An 11,470-nucleotide genomic window follows, 5' to 3' on the forward strand; every position below is an offset into this window, starting at 1 on the left:
CTCACCGCCCGCCCGCCCCGCGGAACCTTGCGGAGATGTGCGCAACAGCGCTCCGGATTTGCTCGGATCGCCTTGTAGTGAAGTGGTGTTACCGACGGTTACGGTCCGACGTCATGAGCACAGGAGCCGTACATCACACCAGGTCATGGCTGCGCGTCACAGCCGCCGGAGCGCTCGTCGCGGGGGTGCTGGCCACGGCGCCCACGGCGGACGGCGCGCCCGGGAGCACCGCGGCCTCGTCCCGTACCGAGACCCCGGTGGCGTCCACGTCCCCGATCACGGACGTCGTCGAGACCCAGGTCTCCCTGCGGGTGCCGCTGCCCGTCTCCGCCGGTATCCGTCCCGAGCGCTGCGACCGGTTGTCGTATCTGCGCTACCGGTCCGCGTCCGGCCCCGCCTCGTCCGCCGCCGCGGACCGGATCCTCGTCGCCCAGCCGGGGATCCTGGAGGGCGCCGGCGCCTTCGACAGCGTGGCCCGCAACACGGTCAGAGCGGCGGCCGAGCAGGGCCGGCACATCGAGTTCTGGGCGCTGGACCGGCGCTCCAACTGTCTGGAGGACAACACCGGGATCGCGAGCGGCGACACCGGCAAGGCCGTCGACTACTACTACGGCGGCCGCGAGGTGAACGGGCGCACCTTCTCCGGGTTCGTGACGAGCGATCAGGCAGGCTGGCTCGCGGAGGTCGGCCTGGAGCAGACGGTCCGCGACCAGTACGACCTGCTGGCCGCCGAACTGCCCGACCAGCGCCTGCGCAAGCAGAAGGTGCTGTGCGGCGGGCACTCGCTGGGCGGTGTGCTCACCGGGGTCTTCGCCACCTGGGACTTCGACGGGAACCCCGCGACGACGGCCGACGCGGGCTACAACCAGTGCGCCGGATACTTCGCGCTGGACACGACGATCTCCACCTCGCTGGACGACCTCCAGGGCAACGACGGGGACATGAACGGCGGCCTCCTTCCCGAGCGCACGGTCCCGGACACCGGCCTCGGCCTGACCGTCGTACGGGCGGGCCTGCGCACGGGCGTCCTGCCACGCTTCCTCGGCCTCCCCGTCGTCCTCAACCCCGAGACGATGAACCTCCTCGCGATCGGCGGCCTCGCGGCGCGCAACGCCCCGGACGCCGAGTCCGCGCTGCTGGACTCCGTTCCCTCCAACGTCAACCTGGAGACGACGGCCCGCACCCTGTTCTCCAAGGACGCGGGCGTCTTCCTCACCGGCAGGCCCACGATCCGGGACTTCCGTCTCACCAACGCGGCGGTTCTCGGCGCCTTCGTGGACGACAACTCGGCACCGCTGGCGTTCCTCCACTCCAGCGTGGGCCTGTTCGACAGTCCCGGCGGCGGCCGGATCGTCGACAAGGAGTTCCCGGTCTCGAACGATGTCCAGGGCTCCCCCGCCCTGTTCGGTTCGGAGCTGAAGGCGATCCCGGACGAGCCCGACGGCCCGCTCTACACCTGGCGGAACTTCGACCGCGTGGGCGCGCCGGACGACCCGGTGCACCGCTCCGAGAACGGCACGCCCTTCACGACGGCCGCCAAGGAGGTCACGGACATCCGGGAACTGGCCCGCAGCCTGTCCGAACAGCCGCTCGACTTCACCGAGGACTACTTCCCGACGAGGCTGGTCACGGACATCCAGCTGATCGACGAACCGGAGCTCGCCCGCAAGCTGGTCCACAAGAACGGCCTCACCGCCAACCCGAGGATCACCTTCGTGGCCGGTGACGGCATCCTCGCCGACCACGTCCCCGAGGACGAGAACCCCGTGATCCTGCCCGGCTACCAGCACCTGGACGTCCTCACGGCGGCCCCGGTCCAGAACGGCGGGGGCCGCGAGCAGATCTCCGTGCGCTTGTCGGCCTTCGCCGACCGGCCGTAAGGACCGAAGCCCATGAGAGCCGTAAGGACCTGACACCCCGAACGCACGCCGGCGCCCTTCGGCTCAGCCGCCCAGGCGGTCGAAGCCGAAGGGCGCCTGCGTCCGTGGACGGCGGCCCGTGCGGACGTACTCGGCGAGCCGGTGACCGGTGACCGGGCCCAGCGTGACGCCGAGCATGCCGTGCCCGGTGGCCGCGAACGCGTTGGCGCGGCCCGGGACCCGTCGACGACCGGGAGTCCGTCGGGCGGAAAGGGCCTCCCGCCGACCCGCGGGTCCCGGTTCAGGGGCCGCCCGGCGTCCCATCAGGGCGCTCCCGCACGGGACATGGGCCTGGTCCGCTCCGAACTCCTGCGCACCGTCCGTGAGGTCTTCGCCGGCCCGCAGGACATCGTGGCCTCCACGGCGCCCGGCGGGACCGGCGTACTCCACCGGCTGCCGGACCGGCGGCCGATGGCCTCTCATCGCCGACTGCCGACGGGCGGTGGACCTCATCGCCGCACAGGACGGCCTCACCACCCGCGCCGGAATCGGCGAACCGGCCCTCTCCGTGGGCGGTCTGCACGACTCTTACCAGGACGCATCCGTCTGCTCGAACGCACCGCCGCCTCCTGCGGCACCAGCCGGACCGGCCGGTGCTCCGCGACACGATCACCGCCTGGTGCGAGAACGGCTTCACCCTCGTACGGGCGTCCGCGGGCCTGCACATCCACCGCACCACCATGGCCCTGTACCTCGCCCGCCTCACGGACCAGTTGGGCGGCGGACAGCAGGCCGAGTAACGGATGTGAAAGCGATGTGAATACGGCGTAAAGCCCCAACTCACCCCCGGGAACCCCAATTCCTGTAGGGAACCGCTCACCGAAAAGGCTGTTTGCTACCCGCCAGTTCCACTACTGTTTCACCGGTCACACACCCGGTATCAGCGGCCACAGCCGTTCCCCGTGTCGGTGACACCTCCTTCCTCCTGTGCCGATTCCGGACGATTCCGGACGACGAATTCGCGTCCGCCTGTGGCGACGCCGAGGGAACTGTGCATGCCAGAAAAGAAGCCCGGATCGACTCCGGACCAGCCCTCCACCCCTTCGTGGACCGAACCGCCGAAGGTGTGGGAAACCGGTGAGACACCGGATCAGAGCCGGGTTCCCGGCACACGCAGGCTCTGGGCGGCCGGCGTACTCGCGGTCGCGGTCCTGATAGGCAGCGTGACCGCGATCTCCCTGCAGGAACGGCGCACCGAGGACTCGGCCCGGGAGCGCGAGAGCACGGGCCGCACGAAGGTCGCCGACGAGTCGCTCGTGCCCACCGTGGCGCCCGCCGCTCCCGACGGCAAGAGCGGCCTGTCCTCCCCCCAGCCCAGCGCCTCCAAGAGCTCGAAGTCGTCCGAGTCCCAGCAGGGCGGGGCGAAGGACGAGACCGAGTCCGATCCGAAGCCGTCGAAGTCGTCGGAGTCGAGCAAGAAGCCGTCGTCCCCGTCGAAGCCCTCGACCGCGTCGTGGAAGTCCATCGAGTCCGTCAACTACCCCGGCCGCTACTGGCATGTGAGCAGCGGTCTGGTGAAGCTCGACGCGCCGCGTGGCTCGGAGTCCCGCGAGGACTCCACCTTCAACCAGGTCAAGGGACTGTCCAACAGCTCCTGCTACTCGTTCAAGACGTCCGACGGCACGTACCTGCGCCACCGGAACTTCGTTCTGCGCGCGGAACGCAACGACGGCTCGGACCTGTTCTCGAAGGACGCCACCTTCTGCCCGGGGTGGTCGGGGCACCCGGGCGCCGTACTGCTCACTTCGGTGAACTACCCCAACTACGCGCTGCGCCACAGGAACTTCGAGCTGCGCCTGGACCCGTACGGCTACAACACGACCAATCGCCAGGACTTCTACTTCCGCCTCGTCGAGGGCCTCGACTGAGCGGAACCGGAACCGCATGCACGTGTGGCCCCCCGGCCTGTGCCGGGGGGCCACACGTGTCAGGTCCTCAGACGTTGAACCCGAGCGCCCGCAGCTGCTCACGGCCGTCGTCCGTGATCTTGTCGGGGCCCCACGGGGGCATCCAGACCCAGTTGATGCGGAGTTCGTTGACGAGGCCGTCCGTGGCGGACTTGGCCTGGTCCTCGATGACGTCCGTCAGCGGACAGGCCGCGGAGGTCAGGGTCATGTCGATCGTCGCGATGTTCGCGTCGTCGATGTGAATGCCGTAGATGAGCCCGAGGTTGACGACGTCGATGCCCAGCTCGGGGTCGACGACGTCGTACAGGGCCTCACGGACCTCCTCCTCGGAGGCCGGCTTCATCTCCACGGTGTCGCTCATGCCGTCTTCCTTTCGGCGTCGGCTCCGCCCAGGGCCTGGGCCGTCGCGTCCTTCCACGCCATCCAGCTGAGGAGGGCGCACTTGACTCGGGCCGGGTACTTGGAGACTCCGGCGAACGCGACCGCGTCCTCCAGGACGTCCTCCATCGCGTCGTCGGGCTCGATACGGCCCTTGGACTGCATCAGCTCCAGGAAGGTCTCCTGGATCCGCTGCGCCTCGGCCAGCTCCTTGCCCACGAGGAGTTCGTTCAGCACGGAGGCCGAGGCCTGGCTGATGGAACAGCCCTGGCCCTCGTACGAGACGTCGCTGATCGTCGTGCCGTCGTACTTCACACGCAGCGTGATCTCGTCACCGCACGTCGGGTTGACGTGGTGCACCTCGGCGTCGCCGTCCCGCAAGCCCCGCCCGTGCGGGTTCTTGTAGTGGTCCAGGATGACTTCCTGGTACATGGAGTCCAGCTTCACGGTGCGCCTCTCAGCCGAAGAAGTTCCGTACGTGCTCCAGGCCGTCGACCAGTGCGTCGATCTCGGCCGGCGTGGAGTACAGATAGAACGACGCTCGCGTGGTCGCGGGAATTCCGTACCGCAGGCAGACCGGGCGGGCGCAGTGGTGGCCGACCCGGACCGCGATGCCCTGCTCGTCGAGGACCTGGCCCACGTCGTGCGGGTGGATGTCGCCGAGCGTGAAGGAGATCGCCGCGCCGCGGTCCTCGGCCGTGGTGGGGCCGATGATGCGCAGGTCGGGGACCTCGCCCAGCTTCTTCACCGCGTACTCGGTGAGGGCGTGCTCGTGGGCGAGGATCCTGTCCATGCCGATGGACGACAGGTAGTCGATCGCCGCGCCCAGCCCGACCGCCTGCGCGATCGGGGGCGTGCCCGCCTCGAACTTGTGGGGGGCGGGCGCGTACGTCGACGAGTGCATCGACACGGTCTCGATCATCTCGCCGCCGCCGAGGAACGGAGGGAGGTCCTCCAGCAGCTCCTGGCGGCCCCAGAGGACGCCGATGCCCGTCGGGCCGCACATCTTGTGGCCGGTGAAGGCCACGAAGTCGGCCTGGAGGGCCTGGACGTCCAGCGGCATGTGCGGCGCGGCCTGCGAGGCGTCGATCAGGACGAGGGCCCCGACCTCCTGCGCGCGGCGCACGATCGCCTCGACCGGGTTGAGCGTGCCCAGGATGTTCGACACCAGCACGAAGGAGACGATCTTCGTCTTCTCCGTGATGATCTCGTCGATGTTCGACAGGTCGAGACGGCCGTCGTCCGTGAGACCGAACCACTTCAGCTTCGCGCCCGTGCGCTGCGACAGCAGCTGCCACGGCACGATGTTGGAGTGGTGCTCCATCTCCGTGATGACGATCTCGGTGTCGGAGTCCACGCGGTAGGGCTCGTCGGCCCAGCCCAGCATGTTCGCCACGAGGTTGAGCGACTCGGAGGCGTTCTTGGTGAAGATCACCTCGTCGCGGCTGGGCGCGTTGATGAACGCGGCGACCTTGTCGCGCGCGCCCTCGTACAGCGCCGTGGCCTCCTCGGCGAGCACATGCACACCGCGGTGGACGTTGGCGTTGTAGCGCTCGTAGTACTCGCTCAGGGCGTCCAGCACCTGGCGCGGCTTCTGCGAGGTCGCCGCGTTGTCCAGGTACACGAGCTTCCTGCCGTCGTGGACCTGGCGGTCCAGGATGGGGAAGTCCTTGCGGATCGCCTCGGTGTCGAGGAGGCCCGGCAGCTGTGTCACGCGGATGCGCCACCCTTCACGTATGCCTCGTAGCCCTCGTTCTCCAGCTTGTCGGCGAGCTCGGGACCGCCGGACTCGGCGATGCGGCCGCCCGCGAACACGTGGACCTGGTCGGGCTTGATGTAGCGCAGGATGCGCGTGTAGTGGGTGATCAGCAGGGTGCCGACCTCGCCCGTCTCACGGACGCGGTTGACGCCCTCGGAGACGACGCGGAGCGCGTCGACGTCCAGACCGGAGTCGGTCTCGTCGAGGATCGCGACCTTCGGCCTGAGCAGCTCCAGCTGGAGGATCTCGTGGCGCTTCTTCTCACCGCCGGAGAAGCCCTCGTTGACGTTGCGCTCGGCGAAGGCGGGGTCCATGTTGAGGCGCTGCATGGCCTCCTTGACCTCCTTCACCCAGGTACGCAGCTTGGGGGCCTCGCCGCGGATGGCGGTGGCCGACGTGCGGAGGAAGTTCGACACGGAGACGCCGGGGACCTCGACCGGGTACTGCATCGCCAGGAACAGGCCCGCGCGGGCACGCTCGTCGACGGACATCTCCAGGACGTCCTCGCCGTCGAGCAGCACGGTGCCGCTGGTGATCGTGTACTTGGGGTGACCCGCGAGCGAGTAGGCGAGGGTCGACTTGCCCGAGCCGTTGGGGCCCATGATGGCGTGCGTCTCGCCCTGCTTCACGGTGAGGTCGACGCCCTTGAGGATCTCCTTCGTGGCGTTGTCGGCCTCGACGGTGACGTGCAGGTCTCGGATTTCAAGCGTTGCCATGGGTGCCTCAGGACTCCTGGGTGAGGGAGACGAGCACGTCGTCCCCTTCGATCTTTACGGGGTATACGGGGACGGGGCGCGTCGCCGGAAGGGCGTCGGGCTTACCGGAACGCAGGTCGAAGCGCGAGCCGTGCAGCCAGCACTCGATGTGGCAGTCGTCCACCTCGCCCTCCGCGAGGGAGACGTTCGCGTGCGAGCAGATGTCGTGGATCGCGAACACCTCGCCCTCGGTGCGGACGACCGAGACCGGCGTGCCGTCGAGTTCCACCCGCTTCGGGGTGTCCTCCTCCAGCTCGCCCAGCCCGCAGACGCGTACGAACGCCGATGAGTCAGTCATGCGACCGACGCCTCCAGCTCTTCCTCGATCCTGGCGATGAGGCGCTCCTCGATGTCCTCGATGCCGATCTGCTGGACCAGCTCGGCGAAGAAGCCGCGGACCACGAGACGGCGGGCCTCGTACTCCGGGATACCGCGGGCCATCAGGTAGAAGAGCTGCTCGTCGTCGAAGCGGCCGGTCGCGGAGGCGTGGCCGGCTCCGACGATCTCGCCGGTCTCGATCTCCAGGTTCGGCACGGAGTCGACGCGGGCGCCGTCGGTCAGCACCAGGTTGCGGTTCATCTCGTACGTGTCGGTGCCCTCGGCCTTGGCCTCGATGAGCACGTCACCGATCCACACGGCGTGCGCCTCGTCGCCCTGGAGCGCGCCCTTGTAGACGACGTTCGACTTGCAGTGCGGGGTGTTGTGGTCGACCAGGAGGCGGTGCTCCTGGTGCTGACCGGCGTCGGTGAAGTACAGGCCGAACAGTTCGGCCTCGCCGCCGGTGCCCGCGTACGACACGCGCGGGTGGAGCCGTACGACGTCGCCGCCGAAGGTGACGACGACCGACTTGAAGGACGCGTCCCGGCCCACCAGCGCGTTGTGCTGGGCGACGTGCACGGCCTTGTCGTCCCAGTCCTGGACCGAGACGACGGTCAGCTTGGCGCCGTCGCCCAGCAGGTAGTCGACGTTGGCGGCGAGCACGGCGTCACCGGTGTGGTCGATGACGACCACGGCCTCGGCGAAGGCGCCCAGCTCGATGATCTGGTGGCCGAAGGCGACCCCGCCCTCGCCGTGCACGGCGATACGGATCGGCTCGGTGAGCACCGTCTCCTTGGGGACGGAGACCACACCGGCCTGCTCGAACGCCGAGTACGCCTGGGCGGCGACGCGGTCCACGGGGGTGCCCGCCCTGCCGAGGCGCGCGTCGTCACGGCCGACGGCCTCGACGGTGACGCCCTCGGGGGCCTGGACGTCCACCTTCACACCGGTGCCGGTGGCGACGGCGGTGCCGTCGTGCAGACCGCGCAGGCGCTCCAGCGGGGTGAACCGCCACTCCTCCTCGCGGCCGTGCGGGACCGGGAAGTCCGCGACGTCGAAGGACGGTGGCGCGCTCATGCGCGTGGCGACGGTCGACTCGGCGGCGACCGCGATCGAGCCGGCGGTGGTGGAGCCCACCGGGTAGTTAGGGGCCTCAGCCATGGCTGTCGTTGTGCTCTCTTCCTACGTCTTTTGTGATCGGTCCTCGGCCCGCCCGGGAGGGGCGGGCCGCTGCTGCCGGATGGCGGTCGGTACGGTCGTCAGCCGACCGCGCCCTCCATCTGCAGCTCGATCAGCCGGTTGAGCTCAAGGGCGTACTCCATCGGCAGCTCCTTGGCGATCGGCTCGACGAAGCCGCGCACGATCATCGCCATCGCCTCGTCCTCGCTCAGACCACGGCTCATCAGGTAGAAGAGCTGGTCCTCGGAGACCTTGGAGACGGTCGCCTCGTGGCCCATGGACACGTCGTCCTCACGGACGTCGACGTACGGGTACGTGTCGGACCGGGAGATGGTGTCGACGAGCAGGGCGTCACAGAGCACGTTGGACTTGGCGCCCGGGGCGCCCTCGCCGATCTCGATCAGACCGCGGTACGACGTACGGCCGCCGCCGCGCGCCACGGACTTCGAGACGATGTTGGACGACGTGTTCGGCGCCATGTGGACCATCTTGGCGCCGGCGTCCTGGTGCTGGCCCTCGCCCGCGAAGGCGATGGACAGGGTCTCGCCCTTGGCATGCTCGCCCATCAGGTAGACGGCGGGGTACTTCATCGTCACCTTGGAGCCGATGTTGCCGTCGATCCACTCCATGGTCGCGCCCTCGTAGGCGACGGCGCGCTTGGTGACCAGGTTGTAGACGTTGTTCGACCAGTTCTGGATGGTCGTGTAGCGGCAGCGGGCGTTCTTCTTGACGATGATCTCGACGACCGCGGAGTGCAGCGAGTCCGACTTGTAGATCGGCGCGGTGCAGCCCTCGACGTAGTGCACGTAGGCGCCCTCGTCGACGATGATCAGGGTCCGCTCGAACTGGCCCATGTTCTCCGTGTTGATGCGGAAGTAGGCCTGGAGCGGGATCTCGACGTGCACGCCCGGCGGCACGTAGATGAAGGAGCCACCCGACCACACGGCGGTGTTCAGGGCCGCGAACTTGTTGTCACCGGCGGGGATGACGGTCCCGAAGTACTCCTTGAAGAGCTCCGGGTGCTCCTTCAGCGCGGTGTCGGTGTCGAGGAAGATGACACCCTGCTCCTCCAGGTCCTCGCGGATCTGGTGGTAGACGACCTCCGACTCGTACTGGGCGGCGACGCCGGCCACGAGGCGCTGCTTCTCCGCCTCCGGGATGCCGAGCTTGTCGTACGTGTTCTTGATGTCCTCGGGCAGCTCTTCCCAGGACGCCGCCTGCTTCTCCGTGGAGCGCACGAAGTACTTGATGTTGTCGAAGTCGATGCCCGACAGGTCCGAGCCCCAGTTCGGCATGGGCTTCTTCTCGAAGAGCCTGAGGCCCTTGAGACGCAGCTTGGTCATCCACTCCGGCTCCGACTTCTTGCCGGAGATGTCGCGGACGACCTCGTCGTTCAGGCCGCGCCTCGCTGAAGCGCCGGCGGTGTCGGAGTCGGCCCAGCCGTACTCGTACTTGCCCAGACCCTCGAGCTCAGGGTGGGCAGTCTCCGTGGGGAGAGTCATGCGGGGTTCCTCCCGGCCGTGCTTGCAGATGCGTCAGTGGAAATCTTGGGGATGAACGTCGTGCAGACGCCGTCGCCGTGGGCGATGGTCGCCAGTCGCTGGACATGTGTTCCGAGCAGCTCGGCGAAGATCTCCGTCTCCGCCTCGCACAGCTGGGGGAACTGCTCCGCCACGTGCGCGACCGGGCAGTGGTGCTGGCACAGCTGCTCGCCCCGCTGCGGGAGGGGGGCGCTGCGCGCCGTTGCAGCGTACCCGTCCACGCTCAGGGCCTTGGCCAGCGCTTCCGTGCGCTTCGCGGGGTCGGCCGCCGCCACGGCCTTGCGGTACGCACTCGCCTGCGCGGCGATCCGGGCGCGGGCGAAGGCCGCGACCGCTTCGTGGCCGCCCTCCTGCTCGGCGATCCAGCGGAGCGCGTCGGCGGCGAGCTTGTCGTACGACTGGTCGAAGGCGTCCCGGCCGCAGTCGGTCAGGGCGAACACCTTGGCCGGGCGGCCCCGGGTCCGTGCGCCGTACACCCGCTGCTCGCGGGCCTCCACGACGTCGTCGGCCACGAGGGCGTCGAGGTGGCGCCGCACGGCGGCCTGGGTGAGGCCCAGCCTTTCGGCGAGCGCGGCGACGGTCGAGGGCCCGTGGTCCAGGATGGACCGCGCGACCCGGTTGCGCGTCGATCGATCGGAACGCAGACCGGCCGCGAACTCCTCCTGAGGGACCCCTGAACGGGCCTCCCGAGCCGCACCGACGTTTTTCACAACGCCATTGTTGCGTAATTCCTCAGACGGGAGCAAGCCGCGCCCGGACCGCCCGACGGTGCCGTACATCACTTAGGCAAACCTAAGCTGACCTGCGAGAACGATCTTCGATCGATCAATTCGGTGGTGCCGCCACGTTTCTTCCGGGAGACTGCCGGGCCATGCCGACACCGCCGCCCACCGGCCCACTCGTCACCCGCGGCTCGCTCGCCGCGGATCTTCGTTCGCTGGGCGTCCGGCCCGGCGAGACCATGCTGGTCCACTCCTCCCTCAGTGCGCTCGGCTGGGTCAACGGCGGCGCGGTCGCCGTCGTCCAGGGGCTGCTCGACGCGCTCGGCCCGGACGGCACCCTCGTGGTCCCCACCCAGACAGGCGGCCTCTCGGACCCGGCGCTGTGGAGCAACCCGCCGGTGCCCGAGGAGTGGTGGGAGACGATCCGGGCGACCATGCCCGCGTACGACCCGCGTATCACCCCCTCGCGCGGGGTCGGCGTGATCCCGGAGACGGTACGGACCTGGCCGGGCGCCCTGCGCAGCGCGCATCCTCCCCCAAGCTCTCGGCTTCGCTCGAGCAGGGAGGTACCCCCATCCTCGTTCGCGGCACTCGGGCCGCGGGCGGCGGCGGTCGTCGACGGGCACGCGCCCGACTGCCGGCTGGGTGAGCGCAGCCCGCTGACACGGCTGGAGGAGACGGGCGCGCGGGTCCTGCTGCTCGGCGCGGGCTACGACACGTGCACCAGCTTCCACCTGGCCGAGTACCGGATACCCGCGCCGCTGGTCGAGCTGGGACGGCCGGCGCCCGGGGGCGGCTGGGAGACCGTGACCGAGGTGTCGATCACCTCGGACGCGTTCGGTGAGCTCGGCCACGACTTCGAGCGGGACCGTCCCGTCGTACGCGGCCGGGTCGGCGGGGCGGACGCGCGGCTGTTCCCCGTGGCCGACGCGGTCGCCTACGCGGAGCGGTGGCTGGCCGTGCACCGCCCCCGTGAGGATGACGTCTTCGCC

At 69.3% G+C, this 11,470-nt stretch carries 12 protein-coding genes; 4 read left to right on the plus strand and 8 right to left on the minus strand.

The genetic code is table 11. The annotated features are described in order from the left end of the window. Positions 1-113 precede the first annotated feature (113 nt). The 3 genes from FNH04_RS31020 (at position 114) to FNH04_RS31035 (ending at position 3,787) form a co-directional block, all read left to right on the plus strand. A complete protein-coding gene (locus tag FNH04_RS31020; RefSeq protein ID WP_228031715.1) occupies positions 114-1,880 on the plus strand; it encodes a hypothetical protein in 1,767 nt (588 codons plus the stop codon). Positions 1,881-2,512: 632 nt separating this feature from the next. Further along, positions 2,513-2,659, plus strand: coding sequence for a helix-turn-helix domain-containing protein (locus FNH04_RS46770; protein WP_194236873.1), 147 nt, complete (start codon positions 2,513-2,515; stop codon positions 2,657-2,659). Between the two features lie 255 nt (positions 2,660-2,914). Beyond that, positions 2,915-3,787: an AbfB domain-containing protein gene (locus tag FNH04_RS31035; RefSeq protein ID WP_152789100.1), complete on the plus strand. Its 873-nt coding sequence runs from the start codon at positions 2,915-2,917 to the stop codon at positions 3,785-3,787. Between the two features lie 67 nt (positions 3,788-3,854). Here FNH04_RS31035 and FNH04_RS31040 read toward each other — a convergent pair whose 3' ends face one another. The 8 genes from FNH04_RS31040 to FNH04_RS31075 all read right to left on the minus strand — a co-directional run bounded on the left by FNH04_RS31040 (position 3,855) and on the right by FNH04_RS31075 (position 10,466). Further along, positions 3,855-4,187 (minus strand): metal-sulfur cluster assembly factor, encoded by a 333-nt coding sequence (locus FNH04_RS31040; RefSeq protein ID WP_055636909.1) that lies wholly within the window; start codon positions 4,185-4,187, stop codon positions 3,855-3,857. Continuing rightward, positions 4,184-4,651 (minus strand): Fe-S cluster assembly sulfur transfer protein SufU, encoded by a 468-nt coding sequence (gene sufU, locus FNH04_RS31045; protein ID WP_322724338.1) that lies wholly within the window; start codon positions 4,649-4,651, stop codon positions 4,184-4,186. The genes FNH04_RS31040 and sufU overlap by 4 nt, the downstream gene beginning before the upstream one ends. Before the next feature lie 10 nt (positions 4,652-4,661). Then, a complete protein-coding gene (locus FNH04_RS31050; protein ID WP_322724340.1) occupies positions 4,662-5,918 on the minus strand; it encodes a cysteine desulfurase in 1,257 nt (418 codons plus the stop codon). Beyond that, positions 5,915-6,679 (minus strand): Fe-S cluster assembly ATPase SufC, encoded by a 765-nt coding sequence (sufC, locus tag FNH04_RS31055; RefSeq protein ID WP_152789102.1) that lies wholly within the window; start codon positions 6,677-6,679, stop codon positions 5,915-5,917. The genes FNH04_RS31050 and sufC overlap by 4 nt, the downstream gene beginning before the upstream one ends. 7 nt (positions 6,680-6,686) lie before the next feature. After that, positions 6,687-7,016, minus strand: coding sequence for a non-heme iron oxygenase ferredoxin subunit (locus FNH04_RS31060; RefSeq protein WP_152789103.1), 330 nt, complete (start codon positions 7,014-7,016; stop codon positions 6,687-6,689). Then, positions 7,013-8,197, minus strand: coding sequence for a Fe-S cluster assembly protein SufD (gene sufD, locus FNH04_RS31065; protein WP_152789104.1), 1,185 nt, complete (start codon positions 8,195-8,197; stop codon positions 7,013-7,015). Before sufD ends, FNH04_RS31060 begins: the two co-directional genes overlap by 4 nt. 98 nt (positions 8,198-8,295) lie before the next feature. Continuing rightward, a complete protein-coding gene (gene sufB, locus FNH04_RS31070) occupies positions 8,296-9,717 on the minus strand; it encodes a Fe-S cluster assembly protein SufB (protein ID WP_152789105.1) in 1,422 nt (473 codons plus the stop codon). Then, positions 9,714-10,466, minus strand: coding sequence for a helix-turn-helix transcriptional regulator (locus FNH04_RS31075; protein ID WP_322724342.1), 753 nt, complete (start codon positions 10,464-10,466; stop codon positions 9,714-9,716). Before FNH04_RS31075 ends, sufB begins: the two co-directional genes overlap by 4 nt. 161 nt (positions 10,467-10,627) lie before the next feature. On the opposite strand from FNH04_RS31075, the gene FNH04_RS31080 reads away from it, so the two are divergent. Continuing rightward, on the plus strand, positions 10,628-11,470 hold an 843-nt coding region (locus tag FNH04_RS31080; protein ID WP_152789107.1), incomplete at its 3' end, for an aminoglycoside N(3)-acetyltransferase.

The organism is Streptomyces phyllanthi (assembly GCF_009377205.1).
Taxonomy (GTDB): domain Bacteria; phylum Actinomycetota; class Actinomycetes; order Streptomycetales; family Streptomycetaceae; genus Streptomyces; species Streptomyces phyllanthi.